The 16,413-nt window shown below is 34.4% G+C and carries 14 protein-coding genes; 6 read left to right on the plus strand and 8 right to left on the minus strand.

The features are described 5' to 3' along the window. The first annotated feature begins 87 nt into the window (after positions 1 to 87). The 4 genes from CJ739_RS06090 (at position 88) to CJ739_RS06105 (ending at position 2,925) form a co-directional block, all read left to right on the plus strand. A complete protein-coding gene (locus CJ739_RS06090) occupies positions 88 to 510 on the plus strand; it encodes a SufE family protein (protein WP_117178788.1) in 423 nt (140 codons plus the stop codon). Between the two features lie 89 nt (positions 511 to 599). Beyond that, complete coding sequence (locus tag CJ739_RS06095) at positions 600 to 923, plus strand: DUF59 domain-containing protein (RefSeq protein WP_117173417.1); 324 nt, start codon at positions 600 to 602, stop codon at positions 921 to 923. A 77-nt stretch (positions 924 to 1,000) separates the two neighbouring features. Then, on the plus strand, positions 1,001 to 1,507 hold the full coding sequence (locus CJ739_RS06100) for a DUF2480 family protein (protein ID WP_117173419.1): 507 nt from the start codon (positions 1,001 to 1,003) through the stop codon (positions 1,505 to 1,507). Positions 1,508 to 1,998: 491 nt separating this feature from the next. Beyond that, positions 1,999 to 2,925, plus strand: coding sequence for a DUF3078 domain-containing protein (locus tag CJ739_RS06105; RefSeq protein ID WP_117173421.1), 927 nt, complete (start codon positions 1,999 to 2,001; stop codon positions 2,923 to 2,925). A 179-nt stretch (positions 2,926 to 3,104) separates the two neighbouring features. Here CJ739_RS06105 and CJ739_RS06110 read toward each other — a convergent pair whose 3' ends face one another. Then, positions 3,105 to 5,354: a transglycosylase domain-containing protein gene (locus CJ739_RS06110; protein ID WP_117173423.1), complete on the minus strand. Its 2,250-nt coding sequence runs from the start codon at positions 5,352 to 5,354 to the stop codon at positions 3,105 to 3,107. Positions 5,355 to 5,579: 225 nt separating this feature from the next. Further along, complete coding sequence (gene hflX / locus CJ739_RS06115) at positions 5,580 to 6,791, minus strand: GTPase HflX (RefSeq protein WP_117173425.1); 1,212 nt, start codon at positions 6,789 to 6,791, stop codon at positions 5,580 to 5,582. 75 nt (positions 6,792 to 6,866) lie between these two features. Here hflX and CJ739_RS06120 point away from each other — a divergent pair, with 75 nt between their 5' ends. Then, positions 6,867 to 7,835 (plus strand): endonuclease/exonuclease/phosphatase family protein, encoded by a 969-nt coding sequence (locus CJ739_RS06120; RefSeq protein ID WP_117173427.1) that lies wholly within the window; start codon positions 6,867 to 6,869, stop codon positions 7,833 to 7,835. Here CJ739_RS06120 and CJ739_RS06125 read toward each other — a convergent pair whose 3' ends face one another. The 3 genes from CJ739_RS06125 to CJ739_RS06135 form a co-directional block, all read right to left on the minus strand. Further along, positions 7,836 to 8,213, minus strand: coding sequence for a hypothetical protein (locus tag CJ739_RS06125; RefSeq protein WP_117173429.1), 378 nt, complete (start codon positions 8,211 to 8,213; stop codon positions 7,836 to 7,838). It abuts the gene before it with no gap. Between the two features lie 234 nt (positions 8,214 to 8,447). Further along, positions 8,448 to 9,332 carry a DUF5689 domain-containing protein gene (locus CJ739_RS06130; RefSeq protein ID WP_117173431.1) on the minus strand — a complete coding sequence of 295 codons (885 nt, stop codon included), beginning with the start codon at positions 9,330 to 9,332 and terminating at the stop codon, positions 8,448 to 8,450. Positions 9,333 to 9,463: 131 nt separating this feature from the next. Next, complete coding sequence (locus tag CJ739_RS06135; protein WP_117173433.1) at positions 9,464 to 12,232, minus strand: carboxypeptidase regulatory-like domain-containing protein; 2,769 nt, start codon at positions 12,230 to 12,232, stop codon at positions 9,464 to 9,466. A 205-nt stretch (positions 12,233 to 12,437) separates the two neighbouring features. On the opposite strand from CJ739_RS06135, the gene CJ739_RS06140 reads away from it, so the two are divergent. After that, positions 12,438 to 13,493 carry an endonuclease/exonuclease/phosphatase family protein gene (locus tag CJ739_RS06140; protein ID WP_117173436.1) on the plus strand — a complete coding sequence of 352 codons (1,056 nt, stop codon included), beginning with the start codon at positions 12,438 to 12,440 and terminating at the stop codon, positions 13,491 to 13,493. A gap of 157 nt (positions 13,494 to 13,650) precedes the next feature. On the opposite strand, the gene CJ739_RS06145 is transcribed toward CJ739_RS06140, so the two are convergent. The 3 genes from CJ739_RS06145 to atpD form a co-directional block, all read right to left on the minus strand. Further along, positions 13,651 to 14,088, minus strand: coding sequence for a hypothetical protein (locus CJ739_RS06145; protein ID WP_117173438.1), 438 nt, complete (start codon positions 14,086 to 14,088; stop codon positions 13,651 to 13,653). A 288-nt stretch (positions 14,089 to 14,376) separates the two neighbouring features. Continuing rightward, on the minus strand, positions 14,377 to 14,667 hold the full coding sequence (locus tag CJ739_RS06150; protein ID WP_117173440.1) for a F0F1 ATP synthase subunit delta/epsilon: 291 nt from the start codon (positions 14,665 to 14,667) through the stop codon (positions 14,377 to 14,379). Between the two features lie 103 nt (positions 14,668 to 14,770). After that, positions 14,771 to 16,279, minus strand: coding sequence for a F0F1 ATP synthase subunit beta (gene atpD / locus CJ739_RS06155; protein WP_117173442.1), 1,509 nt, complete (start codon positions 16,277 to 16,279; stop codon positions 14,771 to 14,773). Positions 16,280 to 16,413 lie beyond the last annotated feature (134 nt).

Consider the following 16,413-nt stretch of genomic DNA (forward strand, 5'->3'; position numbering starts at 1 on the left):
GTCGAGCTTAGTCGAGACTTGAAATTAAGATTTACCTATAAAAACCTCTCGACTGCGCTCGAGGTGACAAAAAATAAATTTACAACCGTGACAATTGAAGACATACAAAATGACATAATAGACGAATTCTCAATGTTTGAAGATTGGGAAGAGCGCTACCAGTATATGATTGATTTAGGGAAAGATTTACCCTTAATTGACGACCAATACAAAACCGACAGCAACATTATTAAAGGTTGCCAAAGTAAAGTTTGGGTTCATGCCGAAATGAAAGACGACAAAATTGAATTTACTGCCGATAGTGATGCCATTATCACCAAAGGTATTATTGCTATTTTAATACGCGTATTTTCAAATCAGCACCCAAAAGATATTATTGATGCAGATACTGATTTTATTGATAAAATTGGTTTAAAAGAACACTTATCACCTACCCGAGCCAATGGTTTGGTTAGTATGGTAAAACAATTAAAAATGTATGCCATTGCATACCAAACACAGTTAAAATAAGATTAGAGGTTAAAGTTTATGAGTTTATTCAGCTAAATCACGTTTAAACCATAAACTTATAAACCCATAAACCCATAAACTTATAAAAAATGAGCGAAGCAATTGATACCACTTTATTAGGTGAAAAAATAGTAAACGTATTAAAAACCATTTACGATCCGGAAATACCCGTAGACATCTACGAATTAGGCCTAATTTATGATGTTTTTGTAAATGAAGATTACGATGTAAAAATCTTAATGACATTAACAACGCCCAACTGTCCCGTAGCAGAAACATTACCTTTGGAAGTTGAAGAAAAAATAAAATCATTAAACGATGTAAAAAGTGCTGAAGTCGAAATTACTTTCGACCCGCCTTGGACGCAAGATTTAATGAGCGAAGAAGCGAAATTGGAATTAGGGATGCTTTAATTTTTAAGTCGCGGTATTCATACGCAGTAATCAGAAATCAGTATTCAGTAAGCAGTATTCAACTTAACACACTCATTTTGAAGGACGACATTATAAATCGCGTTGCAAATAGCGCATTAGTGACTATCAACCTTGAGGATTACTATCCTAAAGGTGACCGTATATTGTTTGATATTAAAGATTGGCTTTTTGAGGGGTTTGTGTTACGCGAAAAAGACTTTAGAAACCAAGTTGCCGAATATGACTGGTCACGATACCAAGATTGCTATGTAGCATTAACTTGTAGTAGCGATGCCATTATACCAGGTTGGGCTTATATGCTTATTAGTATCCAACTTGAACCGTTTGCAAAAAAAACCGTCATTGGCAATCTTGAACTTTTAGAAACCTCTATCTATCAAGATGTTTTAACTAATTTAGATGTTTCAGAGTTTACAAATAAACCTCTGATTATTAAAGGCTGCTCTAAAAAACCCGTACCCCAAAATGCCTATATCATGCTTGCTTCAAAATTAAAACCCATCGCAAAATCTATCATGTATGGTGAAGCCTGCTCATCTGTTCCTCTTTTCAAAAGCAAATAATCTTAATTGTGACTTCACAATAAAAACCTGTCTTAGAGACTGTTTAAATTTTGTTTTTGGAATATTTTATAGGGCATTTTTTTGTCAGACAGGGCCGAGCGTATAAAAAAGGTCTGGGAGACCTTTTTAGCGAAGGAGCCAGGCTGCCGCGAGGGAGAAGTACATAGCTATGGACCGAAAAATAGCTGAAGTATGGCGGAAAAAGGCACATAAAAGAGCCAAAGGATAAAACTTAAACAGTCTCTTAATCTGTAATTCTTTTAAGACATAAATTGTAGCTTGTTTAATTTAAAATTATATTTGCATCATTGAACTCATTTTGACTTTTTCTATTTCCTAAAAAATGGCTAAAATTTATACATCTTTCGTTACTTTTTTTATGCGTAGCGGTGCTATGCCTTGCAAAAAGTGCCTCATCTGCACAAATTTTATCTCATTTTCGGTTAAAAACAAAAAGTAAAGATGAGTTCATTCCATAAACACTAAAAAAAATGAAAAAAACTTTTTTACTATTTGCACTATTTATTGGTATAGTGACCGTAAACGCACAAACAAAAGAAGAACTTCAGGCCCTAAAAGCCGAAAAACAAGCTGCTGCAGATGCTTTGCAAGCTGAGGCAAAGGCTTTACAAGCACAAATTGATGCCCTACCAGGTTGGAGAGTAGGCGCTTTTGGTACTATTGGGGGTAGTTTATCCAACTTCAGTAAATGGTATGCACAAGGAGCTCCCAATAACTCGTCTGGTAATATAGGCTTTACTTTTAACGGTCATGCCAACTTAATTCAAGAAAAATTCTTTTGGAGAAATGCTTTAACTACCAATTTAAATTGGGTAAAATTAGACAACAAAGATATTGATACCGATGACGATAGTTTTAAACCAACAACCGATGTCTTTAATATCTCTTCTTTATACGGAAGAAACATTACTAAAACATTGGCTGCTTCCGGTTTAATGGAATACAGAACAACTGTTTTAGACAACTTTAACGATCCTGGTTATTTAGATTTGGGTATTGGTGCTACATGGACGCCTATTAATAATTTGATAGTGGTGATTCACCCTTTAAACTACAACTTTGTATTTAGTGAAGGTGAAACCGTTTTCGAATCGTCTCTTGGAGCTAAAATTGTTGCCGATTATACCAGACAAATTGGTGCCATTAACTTTAAAACAAACCTATCGATGTTTCAAAGTTACAAAAGCAGCAACTACTCTAACTGGACTTGGAACAACTCGTTTAGCTACACGCTTTGGAAAATGATTGGTGTTGGTTTTGATTTTGGTTTAAGAAATAACAAACAAGAGGCTTTAAACTATGCCTTAGCACAAACACCTCCCACAGCAACAGGTTTTGATGATGTTGATAACGATTTACAAACTTATTACACTATTGGATTGAGTTATAAATTCTAACCCATTTCATTTATAAAAATCAAAAGAGGCTATCTTTTAAAAGTCCTTTAAATTTAATTTGTCTGGTTGAGCTTGTCGAAACCGATATTGATTACCAGTAAGTTAAAACATTTCGACAAGTTCAATATGAACTAGACTTTTTAGAATACAGTCTCTTTTTTTACATAAACTGTAACCTTCTATTTCTTTTCAAATCTTCGCGCTTTCTTTTTACTGCCAAAAATTCTTTTAAGAAATCCATCTCTTTTTTCAGAATCACAGTTTAAATCATCTATTACTTCTTGTGAAGGCGTTTCAAAATTACTATTAGTAATGGCGTTAAACTGAGCGTCTGCATTCAATTTCTGGTAAAATTTAGCAAAAATTGGTAATGCCGAATTGGCACCTTGCCCAATACCTGTCGTTTTAAACCCAATACTATGGTTATCGTTGCCTACCCAAGTTACAGTAACCAATTTGGGCGTTATACCAACAAACCACCCATCTTTATTATCTTGTGTGGTCCCTGTTTTTCCTGCAATGTCATTTTTAAGGTTATAGGTTGTTCGCAATCTGCTTGCAGTTCCTGTATTTATAGTAGATTGCATCATTTGCAGCAGTACCTGTCTTGTGTAATCGTTATAAGCTTGTTCTTTGCTTATTTCAGGCTTAAAAGAAGCAATAAGGTTGCCATTTTTATCTTCAATCTTAGTAATAGCGTAGGGTTTTACACTTCTGCTTGCATTCACATAACTTGCATAAGCTCCTGTAAGTTCTTTTAAATTTATTTCGGCAACACCTAATGCTAACGATGGTTGTTCGGGCAATTCTTTACTAATGCCCATTTTATTTGCTTGTTCTATAACCTTGACTATCCCTACTTCATTTAAAACTTTTACAGCAATGGTATTAACCGAGTTACTTAAAGCCATTTCAAGATTATAATTGAGATGCGGGTCTTCAGTCACACCACCAGAATTAGTGGGCGTCCAGTTATCAAAATCGGTATAGGTAACTTCTGCTAACGAAAAATACGTACATGGTTTCATGCCATTTTCGATAGCCGCCGTATATACAAAGGGTTTAAATGTAGAACCTACTTGTCGTTCGCTTTGTGATACATGATCGTATTTAAAAAAGCGGTAGTCAATGCCTCCTATATAGGTTCTTATGGCTCCTGTACTCGGTTCTATAGCCAACATACCCGTATTTAAAAATTTTAAATAATGCTTTAAGCTATCAATCATAGAAACATTTTGTATCGTATCCCCTGTCCAGTTAAATAATTCCGTTTTACGTTTTACCGAAAGCGAATCCATTATTTGCTTTTCCGACAATCCTGAAGCTTTATATGATTTATAAATGGGAAGCTTTTTTATGGAAGCAAGAACAATAGCTTTATTATTCCAAGGTGCTGTTTTTCCAAAAGAAACTTCATGGGTACGCTGCAAATCGGTGAGGTGTTCTTTCATGGATGCTTCGGCAAGTCCCTGCATGGTAGCATCTAAAGTAGTATGGACTACTAAACCATCTCTATACAAATCGTAAGCTTCACCGTTTGGTTTTTTAAGTGTATCCAATATGGCTGCTAATTCCTTTTTCACTTCAGCCCTAAAATAAGGTGCCAATCCCACATCATGATTAAATGATTTATACTGCAGCTCTATATTTTGGTTAGAAAGCAAATCAACGGAATCTTGAGACATATACCCATATTTATGCATTTGTCGAAATACCACATTTCGTCGTGATTGACAGCGCTCTAAATGAAGTCTTGGATTGTAATAGCTGGTTGCCTTTAATGTTCCAACAAGTGTTGATGCTTCAGAATGTGTTAATGCCGACGCTGGCTTATTAAAAAATTTGAGCGATGCACTTTCAATACCATATGTATTGTCTGGAAACGGTACGGTGTTAAGATATAGCGTTAAAATATCTTTTTTTGAATAAATGTCTTCAATCCGTTTAGCAATAATTGATTCTCTAAACTTATTGATTAGCATGCTAAACATGGCATAATCTTTCCTTCCAAAAAGATTTTTAGCAAGTTGGAGTGTGATCGTACTGCCGCCTCCTGCCGATTTATTCTGCAAAATAATACTTTTAAAAAATACACGTATTAAACTTACATTATCAACCCCATCATGCTCGTAAAATCGGGTATCTTCCGTAGCTATTAAGGCATCAATAAGGTGTTTGGGTAAGTCTTCAAATTTTAACGGTTGCCTGTCATAAATATAATATTTCCCTATAAGCTGCCCTTCATTATCCAATACTTGTGTTGCCTCAGCTTGTTTTATAGAGCTTAAATCTTCTTTGGTAGGCAATTTCCCAAAAAAACCCAATAGTATGCTTATGTATACAATGACGAAAAAAGCAACAATGGAAGCACCGCCAAAAAACAACCACTTAAACCATCTTTTTTTAAATAATGATAAAATCCAATTCATTTAGTGATTTACTTTTTATTGGTCACAGAAATAGTTAAAACTATGCACTAAAGTGCATTTCCCTTTTAGGTTCTAAAAATTTTTACCGCAAATTCGCAGATTACCTAAAATGTTAAAAATTTGCGAATCTGCGGTGAAATTTCACCGATTAATTTCGCAAACTAACCTTGCAGATTCAGTCTGCAACCAAAACTATGGACTTCAAGTCCATAGTTTTATTTCATACTACAAAGTGTCGTCGTAGTCGGGGTACAAAAATTTATTATAAGGAAAACGTGTAATATGAATTTCGCGAACCTCATCATAAACACGTTTTTTAAAATCTTCAATATTTTCTTTATTTATTGCCGAAATAAACAAGGCATTGTTGCCTACTTTACTCATCCACGTACTTTTCCATTCGTTTAGTGAATAATGCTTTTTGGTACGCTCGGTTTCTAAATCATCCGAATCTAAAGGCTCTGCTTTATAGGCATCAATTTTATTGAACACCATGATGGTTGGCTTATCGGAACTTTTTATTTCACCTAAAATTTTATTTACAGATTCAATATGCTCTTCAAAATTAGGATGCGAAATGTCTACCACATGCAGCAGCAAATCGGCTTCCCTAACCTCATCAAGTGTTCCTTTAAAACTTTCTACCAACTGTGTGGGCAGTTTTCTAATAAACCCAACCGTATCGCTTAGCAAAAACGGTAAATTTTGAATGACCACTTTTCTAACGGTAGTATCTAACGTTGCAAATAGTTTGTTTTCGGCAAACACATCACTTTTGCTTATTACATTCATTAACGTCGATTTTCCAACATTCGTATAACCTACCAATGCGACGCGAACCATGGCACCACGGTTACCGCGTTGTACCGACATTTGCCTATCGATAGTTTTTAATTTTTCTTTAAGTAAGGCTATTTTATCACGTACAATACGTCTATCCGTTTCAATTTCGGTTTCACCAGGACCACGCATTCCAATACCCCCTTTTTGACGTTCAAGATGCGTCCACATACCTCGTAATCGAGGTAGCAAATATTCACACTGCGCTAGTTCTACTTGCGTTCTGGCATAACTGGTTTGGGCACGTTGCGCAAAAATATCGAGGATTAAATTGGTTCTGTCTAATACTTTACAATTGAGGATTTTGCTTATGTTGCGTTCTTGTGCTGACGATAACTCATCATCAAATATAGCAGTACCCACTTCATGTTCTTCAATATATTTACGAACATCTTCTATTTTACCTGTTCCAATAAAAGTTCTTGGATCTGGTCTTTCCATTTTTTGGGTAAAGCGTTTCACTACCTCACCGCCAGCGGTAAAGGTTAAAAACTCCAACTCATCTAAATATTCTCGAGATTTAACTTCGTCTTGTTCTTTAGTTATAACACCTATTAAAACGGCTTTTTCTAAAGTAATATCTTTCTTTTCTAACATAAAATAAACGTAATGTACAAAGTTACGTAATTGCATCCACTTTAATTTTTATATTTTTAGCAATTATTTAAACTTATGATTGACGATTCTGAATACATTTTAGTACGTCACGATTTACAAACTGTGGCATTTTACAACGTTGAAAACTTATTCGATTTTTATGACGATTCTCGAACTGGTGACAACGATTTTTTACCAATTTCCGTAAAAAGATGGACCTATAAACGTTATGAAAACAAGCTTCGAAAATTAAGTTTTGCCATTTCAAACATTGGAAAAAAAGAGACTGGAAAACACCCTGCTATTGTTGGATTGGCAGAGGTTGAAAACGCCAAAGCCATTCAAGATTTGATAAACTATAAACATTTAGAAGACTGTCATTACAATTATGTGCATTACGATTCTTTAGATGAACGTGGCATTGATGTGGCTTTGATATATGATACGACTGCTTTTAAAGTCACCCATTCTGAAGTTTTTAGAATCCATCTCATTGATCAACTCGGAATACCAGACTATACCAGGGATATTTTATTAGTCTCCGGATTTTTGGATGGTGAATTTATGCATGTTATAGTAAACCATTGGTCGTCTAGACGCGAGGGAGAAAAAGAAACCGAACCTAAACGCATGGCTTCATCACATAAAGTATCCGAAATAATTGCCAATTTACGTTTGGAAAATCCCGATGCTAAAATTATTGTTATGGGTGATTTTAATGACGACCCCTCTAGCAATAGTATGAAGCAATTGATTAAAACTTCTAATTTGTACAACCCTATGGAAACTCTACGTTCTTTTAGTAGGGGTACCACATACCACTGTCGGCAATGGAACTTATTTGATCAGATTATATTTTCTACTAATTTTTTTGAAAATACCCCCGACACGTTTGAATTTGAAATGGCCAATATTTTTGATGACGATTTTCTAAAACTTTTCAGTGGCAGTTTTAAGGGCACCCCTTTTAGAACCTATGTTGGTAAAAAATACATGGGTGGTTATAGCGACCATTTTCCTGTATATGTTATTTTTAAGAAGTGATTAAGTTGCTTGAAAAAGAATAAGAACTAGTACTAAAACACCAACTGGTAACAATAAAAGCAACCAAATATTATGTTGTGGTTTTATTTTTTTGTTCATTTTTGCATGTATCATCATGCGCCTTTTACCTGTGTACTGCATCCAGTTTTTAAAAAACACAAATCCTGAAACCAAAACAAACAGCGTCCATGCTTTCTCTTTGCTCATGGTAGCCACATTCATTTGATTAAAAAATTTCGCAAAGAAAACACCCAAAAGCAATAATAATGCACATTGCAATATCGAGACATAAGCAATAGCAATACTATTGGATTTTTGTTTGTATTTGGGTTTGAAAAAGGTAAATATGCTGTAGAATAGGGTATCGAAAGTGTTCATTTTTGGTTAGGTTTTTTGTTGGGTTGCGTTTTATTCTTGTTTTTCGATCAACCGCTTTTCAATTCGAAAGGCTAGATTACAAGATGAGTTCAATGACAAGTCGATAAATGTACTCATTATCTCTATATCTTTCGAAAACAAAAAACAGTTAACAAAAAAAAGACCGCCAAAAACAGTCTTTTTTTATAATGAGGTGTTATTATCAAGGTTTCCAGTTGAGAAAGAATCTTCAAATTATGGGTCGCAACGGTTACCATCCATAACCACATCATCTGTAGAATTTAAGTTTATTACTAAATTGTAACCATTATACGTTTTATTAATAATTCCAGATATAGTGCCTTTTCCATTGGTTGGCAAAATACTATTCTTAAAAGAAGCAAATGAACTAGATTCTAAAATAAACGATGCGGAATCTCCACAACTTTCAATGGGTCGTTGAGAATCGAAATCATCGGTGGGGTCTACATATGGCTGACCTGCTAAACCTATTGGGAATTGTACATCTAATAATTTTACAAACATACCAATATGGGCTTCTGTAATTTGTGATACATTTAATTCCTTAGGAACAAGTGTTTCTGTTGTTGCAGATCTAAATAAGTGATCTGGTATTTGGTTCGTAGTCATTGCTAAAATATCGTTATCGGACGTATCAAACTTACCTCCAATAGTTATTACATCATCACCTGTATTAGTTTCGCCTATATACAAATCTTTTAAATAGATATAAACCTCTCTACCTATATTGAATTGATTGTAAGTGTCTCCCTGATTCAAAATAATCTTAAGCGCAGAAGTAGGATTTGTTGGGTTGTCTTGAATAAAGAATTCTTTATAAAAATTCCCTGTTTCATCACTTGAAGATACATAACCTTTTACTGCAATTTCAGAAATTATTTGAGTTGCTTCATACGGAACAAAATTACTTTTTACTTCTGCAATGGTTTGCAATTGAACTTGACCATTTTCTATTTTATCCAATAACTTTGTTAGCCCTTCATTTTCATCATTTCCTAAGCTTTTAGGCACTGTAAAACTATCATCCTGTACACATGAGGTGATAGCAAAACCAGCCACTACAGCCAGTATTAACATTATATTTTTATTTGTTCTCATAGTCTTTAATATTATTCGTTTATTTGTTTATTCTGAATTCTGAATTCATAATTCAGAATTTGGTATCGCTTTATTTTCATGGGTATTTGTAAACAAACTTCTTTTTTGTAGCTATTTCATAGTGTGTGTTTTTAAAATCTTAGGTAAAAGTTAACGAAGTAATTGGCACCACGGGCGTACCAATATTTGTTTCCGAATATGCGGGCAGGATTTGCATTATCATCTCTTAATTCACGGTAATTAGCATTTCTTCCTTGTTCAAAACCTCCTGTTTTATACTCTTTATCTAAAAGGTTTCCTATGCTTGCAAAAAAGCCTACATACTTGCCGCCAATTTTCCAAGATTTACCTCCAACAAGGTTTATCACCATATAATCATCAAATTTTTCTTGTTTCAGAAGTGCTCTCGCTACATCTTCATCATAATCGTTAAATGGCAAACCATCAGCATCTAAATAAAAATTCTCAGTTCTTGTTAAGGTATTAATATCTGCATATGTATTTGTGAAAAAATTTGCTGTTGCACCAAACCACCAGTATTCTGGATCTCTGTATTCAAACCCAACGGAATAGGCACGTTGTGGTCCTCCAGCAACTTTATAATCTTTTAAATTAGCTTTCCCATAAGATATGGAGCCACTTGGTGAAGTAAAATTAGCAGACGTTAAATACAGCTCTGGATTATTATCATATGTAAATTGACCCACAGAAGCTGCTCCTTTTAGTTTAATAGTTGGTGTTATCTGTGCTTCAATACCTAGTTCTGCACCTATATTCTTTTTATCAATTCCTTGCAACACTTCTTGAACAAAAGCTGAAGTATCGTTATCTTCTATAGCTTCTCCACTTAAACCATCAGCGAAATAAAAACCAACTTCGTTAGCATCTTCAATTCTAGAATAGTATGCCGTTAATTTTGCTTTTACTATGGGTGAACGGAAAATATAACTGGCATCCATAGCCGTTACTTTTTCCTCTTCCAAGTCTCTAACTATATTATGGTTTTCTCTTGAGTTTGAATAGGTATTACGTAATGATGGCGCTTTGGTAATGTACCCACTATTCACATCTACTAGATGTTTCCCCGTTATTTTATAGGTAAATCCTGCTTTAGTACCAAAACCATTAAAAGTCAACGCTTCGCCTTTACCATGAGACAACTCTCCCGGAAACCTACTATGCTCCCATAAACCTTCTCTTTGATAGCTTGTGTTTGTTGCACTACCTGAAAGATAAAAATCAATTTTATTATATTTAAATTGTGCTTGTGCATAACCTGAAATAACATCGGCAAATAAATTGTAGTTGTATCTATAGGTATCACCTTCACCTACAACTCTATCTGGATTTTGGGAATCGTATTGATAGTTATCAAAAGAATCTACATTTAAAACACCGGTGTTTGAACCTAGTAAGTCCAAAATTTCCCCAAAATTTTCAGATGTCAATTTTTTATAGTTCACAGAAGCGTTTACTATAATATTTTGATTGATTTCTGAATTCAAAATTGAATTTAATGTAAGTAGTTTATCGTCACTCCTATCCTCATACAATACATAAGCAGCTGTTGTGCCTGCAACATTGTTGGTAAGGTTGGCGTCGTAAATTCTGTTCCAATCTATTTGTCCGTTATTTAAAAATTCCTGTTCTGCTTCATAGGCTCCTGCTGTATCAGGCCCATCGGGATCTGATAAAAAATAACTTGGTAATTTTTGATAATACGTTGGACTTGGATTAGTGCCTCCTGCATAATCCAACCTACTATTACCAACCCGCCCAAATTGATAACCAACGTTGGTATTTAACGTCAATTTTTTAGAAAGGTTCCAATAATGGTTTAGCATTAAAATAGGCTCTTCTACTTTTTTTATACGCGAATTGCGCTTTTCTCCATTTTGCCAACCCCAATAATCATTATATTTTATACCTTTTAAATCGTACACTTCCTGAGTATTTGGTGACGATTTTCCACGTCTGTTTGGTGCATAAATAGATGTGATATTTAAACTATGCTTATCTCCAAATTGCTTCTCTATAGAGACAAAAAATGAATTGGCATCATAAAATGTGGCATCTTGATAGCCTTCGTTACCCCAACGTCTCGATGCCATCATGGCCATAGACCAACCATTTTTCATCAAACCAGTTGCATAACTTGCCATCGCTCTATTGGTATAACTTCTATTGGAAGATGAATAGGTTATTTGGCCACCTTCTCGATAATTGGAGGCTCTAGTATTCATATTGGTGGTTCCTAAAATACCTCCAAAATTATACGCCGATGGAGTTAAACCTGAAGTCAACTCTTGGTTTCTTAGCATATCGTTTAATCCGCCCCAGTTACTCCATTGTGGTCTACCATCATACACCTTGTTCATTTCAATGCCATTAATCAGTACGGAACCGTTTTCAGAATCCAACCCTCGCATTCTAAAAAACGACGCGCTAAACTCGAAAGCTGCAGTACGCTGAAACACATCTAAGGATGATGATAATAACCCAGAAATATTATCTGAGCCACTGGTATCATCATTCAATTCATCATCGGAAAGAGTAATGGTAAATAAGTCTTGAGAACTTGCAATATCAAATTCTAAAGTCATATCGGTAATGTTTACAATTCTGGCTTCATTTACAACTATAGGATACCGCTTGGTAATATAACCTGCTTTAGAAATTCTTAAAACCTGCTCACCCAAAGGCACATTTGCAGAAAACGCAAAGACCCCTTTAGCATCTGTTTGTGTTGTTTGATTTGTTTCTTCAATAGTGACAGAAACATTTGGGATTGGTTCAAAAGACACCGCATCTTTTACACTGCCTTTTACAATGGTTTGTTGTGCAAAACCCGTGAAAATTGAAAACATTCCGAATAAAGAAATAAATAACCTTTTTTTCATACGTAAACATCTATTGTTTTAGATTATGTGAGATTGCTCTATTTTAAAACTATTTGCAAGCAAACTTTTTATTTTAAGCAATTTCATACTGAAATTAAAAATTGTAAGTTAAATAATATTATTATATTAATCTAATTTATATAATTAATGTTTACTTTTAGTTTATACTTTGTAATTAAAATAATACTAACATAATATTTTACTCATGAGAAAAATCAAACTCTATTTTTTAACCTTCATTTTATTCTTCATAGTACAAGCTAACGCACAAGGAAAAAAGATTTATAAAATACATACAATTGCCTTCTATAATTTAGAAAACCTATTCGATCCTGTAGATGATCCTACCAAGTTTGATGAAGCGAGTCCAATCATGGAACTAAACACGAACAGAGAAGAGGTCTATAAAAAGAAAGTAAAAAATATGGCTCGTGTTTTAGCCGATATTGGTAAAGAAGACACCAACAACTCGCCCGCCGTTATTGGGGTTTGTGAGGTTGAAAACAGACAGGTTTTAGAAGATGTTGTTAATGACACTTTATTAAGAAGTAAAGATTATGGCATTGTACACTACCACTCGCCCGATGTTAGAGGTATAGATGTGGCACTGTTATACCAAAAAAAACTTTTCACCCCTATTTCTACAAGCAGCCATGAATTAAAGATATTTGATGGCCAAACCAGAAAACGTAAATATACTAGAGACCAATTGCTGGTTAGTGGCGAACTGGAAGGCGATTTAATTCATCTCATAGTAAACCACTGGCCCTCAAGAAGCGGTGGTGAAGCAAAAAGCAGACCCAAACGTATAGCGGCTGCCAAACTAACCAAACATTTAGTCGATTCGCTGCAAGTAATAGACCCTTACGCTAAGATTTTTGTTATGGGCGATTTGAATGACGACCCTATAAACAAAAGTGTTAAAGATGTTTTAAAAACCCAGAAGAACAAAGAAAAAGTAGTTTTTAAAGGCATTTATAACCCTTATGAAAATTACTTTAAAAATGGTTTAGGCACTACCGCTTTTAGAGATGCTTGGAGTTTATTTGACCAAATAATGGTTACCAAACCTTTACTTGAAAAAAATTATTCGTCATTCCAGTTTTACAAAGCTGGTATTTACAATAAAAACTATTTAATTGACAAATCGGGCACTTACAAAGGCTATCCAAAACGCAGCTTTTCTAATGGTGGTTTTACCGATGGGTTTAGCGACCACTTTCCCGTGTATGTTTATATTATAAAGGAAGTAGGCAATTAGTTTTACTAATATATAAAACAAAAAGAGGCTAAAAAGTCTAATTCTATGTCATATCGGAGCTTATCAAAATATTTTAACTTACTGTTAATCAATATCGGTTTCGACAAGCTCAACCTGACAAATTAAATTTAAAGGACTTTTTAGCCTCTTTTTGTTTCTAAGCTAACCAAACACTCCAAGGAATTCTTGATAAAAATAATATTAAAGCAATACTATAAAAAATAGCTATTGGTTTTAATTTTGCTTTTGAAGTTAACTTCTTTTTATGTTTTGAATAGCCTATTGTAATTAAAGCAACAGCTATAATATTCACTAACGGATGTTCTACCAAATACAATCTTGCAAGTGGATTCTTCATAACCTCAGCACCTAATTGACTCCATAATTCGAATTTAGGAGACACAAAATATAATATCAACCCGATTAGCAATTGAATATGCGATACTATTAAAGTGAATAACGATATTCTAAAATCTTTAGCTTCGTATTCTTTGTCCCCTAATACTTTTATTAATGCATTTACAACCGCAATAATTAAAATTAAAAGCACTAGATAAGCCCAATAAGAATGGAGTTTTAATACAACATCAGACATGAATTAAATGATTTAAAATTTATAATAACAAATGTAGCAATTTAAAATAGAACTCATCTTGACTTTTTCTATTTCCTAAAACCTGCCTGCCGGCAGGCAGGAATGGCTAAAATTCGTCTATATTTCGTTTATTTATTTATACTTAGCTCTGCTATGCCTTTCAAAAAGCGCCTCATCTATACAAATTTTATCTCATTTTCGGTTAAAAACAAAAAGTCAAGATGGGTTCATATAAAAAAACCGCTTCAGTTGAAGCGGTTTCATATTATATGAGTAATAAGATAATGTTTAGTCTACTAAAACAATTACTTTATTATCTTTCATTTCAATAGTACCGGAATTGATTTTTAGCGTTAAAACTTTAGGGTCGTCTTTACGAGGAACAACTTCAGAGTGTAACGCATCCAAAACCAAATTTTGTGTATGAGTATTGATTTTAATAGTACCTTCTTTTAAAAGAGACACAATAGATGCGTGATCTTTTAATATTTGGAATTCACCATTAAGACCAGGAAGCGTTACAGAATCAACTTCTGAACTGAACAAAGTAGCTTCTGGTGATACAATTTCTAAATACATATTTAAACTTGTTTAAATACCCTGAATTTATTTCAGGGTCTTTTAATGTTTATTCGAGTTTCAATTTAAGGGATACTGAAACAAGTTCAGCATTAGCTTCGGCTTACGCCTCAGCTAGCATTTTCTCTCCAGACTCAATAGCTTCTTCAATAGTACCTTTAAGGTTAAACGCAGCTTCTGGTAAGTGATCTAATTCACCATCCATAATCATGTTAAATCCTTTAATGGTTTCTTTAATGTCTACTAAAACACCTGGGATGCCTGTAAATTGTTCTGCTACGTGAAAAGGTTGGGATAAGAAACGTTGCACACGTCTTGCACGTCCTACAGCTAATTTATCATCCTCAGAAAGCTCTTCCATACCAAGAATAGCAATAATATCTTGTAATTCTTTGTAGCGTTGTAACAACTCTTTCACACGTTGTGCACAAGCATAATGATCTTTACCTAAAATATCGGCAGTTAAAATTCTAGAAGTAGAATCTAACGGGTCTACCGCAGGATAAATACCTAACTCAGCAATTTTACGTGATAATACAGTCGTAGCATCTAAGTGGGCAAACGTTGTTGCAGGCGCAGGATCCGTTAAATCATCCGCAGGTACGTAAACCGCTTGTACCGATGTAATAGAACCTCTTTTTGTTGAAGTAATACGCTCTTGCATAGCTCCCATCTCGGTTGCTAAAGTTGGTTGGTAACCTACTGCAGATGGCATACGGCCTAATAATGCAGATACCTCAGAACCCGCTTGTGTAAAACGGAAAATGTTATCTACGAAGAAAAGTACGTCTTTACCTTGTCCTTCACCAGCACCATCACGGAAATATTCTGCAATTGTTAAACCAGATAAGGCAACACGTGCACGTGCTCCAGGTGGCTCGTTCATTTGACCAAATACGAAAGTCGCTTTAGATTCTTTCATTTTAGATTTATCAACTTTAGATAAATCCCATCCGCCTTCTTCCATAGAATGCATGAAATCATCACCATAGCGAATAATTCCAGACTCTAACATCTCTCTTAAAAGGTCATTTCCTTCACGAGTTCTTTCTCCTACACCAGCAAATACTGATAATCCACCATGTCCTTTTGCAATATTGTTAATCAACTCTTGAATCAGTACTGTTTTACCTACACCAGCACCACCAAATAAACCAATTTTACCTCCTTTTGCATAAGGCTCAATTAAGTCGATTACTTTAATACCCGTAAATAAAACTTCGGTAGAAGTTGATAAATCTTCAAATTTAGGTGCTTGACGGTGAATTGGCAACCCAGCATTTCCAGCTTTAGGTAAATCTCCAAGACCATCGATAGCATCTCCAATTACATTAAACAAACGTCCGTAAACATCATCGCCAATAGGCATTTGTATAGGCGCTCCAGTTGCAATAACTTCAGTACCTCTGCTTAAACCGTCTGATGAGTCCATAGCAATAGTACGTACTGTATCTTCACCAATGTGAGATTGCACTTCTAATACTAATAAAGAACCGTCAGGTCTTTTAATTTCTAATGAATCATAAATTTTTGGAAGTTCAGAACCAGCACCGAATTCAACATCGATAACTGGACCTACTATCTGTGCAACCTTACCTGTAACTTTAGACATTGCTTATATGTTTAATATTATGCGTTTTAATTGAATGAAAACACTTTTAGTTTCCGCGTGCAAAGATAATTTTTTTAATTTAAATTGAAAGTTGTTTTTTAAGCTTTTTTACAATAAAAAAACGCCTTGAAATT

It is taken from the genome of Mariniflexile sp. TRM1-10, from assembly GCF_003425985.1.
GTDB lineage: Bacteria > Bacteroidota > Bacteroidia > Flavobacteriales > Flavobacteriaceae > Mariniflexile.

Excerpts from the sequence above, each read along its gene's own strand:
- CJ739_RS06135 (WP_117173433.1), bottom strand. The coding sequence starts at position 12,232 with ATGAAAAAAAGGTTATTTATTTCTTTATTCGGAATGTTTTCAATTTTC.
- hflX (WP_117173425.1), bottom strand. The coding sequence starts at position 6,791 with ATGTTAGAAAAGAAAGATATTACTTTAGAAAAAGCCGTTTTAATAGGT.
- CJ739_RS06140 (WP_117173436.1), top strand. The coding sequence starts at position 12,438 with ATGAGAAAAATCAAACTCTATTTTTTAACCTTCATTTTATTCTTCATA.
- CJ739_RS06120 (WP_117173427.1), top strand. The coding sequence starts at position 6,867 with ATGATTGACGATTCTGAATACATTTTAGTACGTCACGATTTACAAACT.
- atpD (WP_117173442.1), bottom strand. The coding sequence starts at position 16,279 with ATGTCTAAAGTTACAGGTAAGGTTGCACAGATAGTAGGTCCAGTTATC.
- CJ739_RS06110 (WP_117173423.1), bottom strand. The coding sequence starts at position 5,354 with ATGAATTGGATTTTATCATTATTTAAAAAAAGATGGTTTAAGTGGTTG.
- CJ739_RS06095 (WP_117173417.1), top strand. The coding sequence starts at position 600 with ATGAGCGAAGCAATTGATACCACTTTATTAGGTGAAAAAATAGTAAAC.
- CJ739_RS06150 (WP_117173440.1), bottom strand. The coding sequence starts at position 14,667 with ATGTATTTAGAAATTGTATCACCAGAAGCTACTTTGTTCAGTTCAGAA.
- CJ739_RS06145 (WP_117173438.1), bottom strand. The coding sequence starts at position 14,088 with ATGTCTGATGTTGTATTAAAACTCCATTCTTATTGGGCTTATCTAGTG.
- CJ739_RS06125 (WP_117173429.1), bottom strand. The coding sequence starts at position 8,213 with ATGAACACTTTCGATACCCTATTCTACAGCATATTTACCTTTTTCAAA.
- CJ739_RS06105 (WP_117173421.1), top strand. The coding sequence starts at position 1,999 with ATGAAAAAAACTTTTTTACTATTTGCACTATTTATTGGTATAGTGACC.
- CJ739_RS06130 (WP_117173431.1), bottom strand. The coding sequence starts at position 9,332 with ATGAGAACAAATAAAAATATAATGTTAATACTGGCTGTAGTGGCTGGT.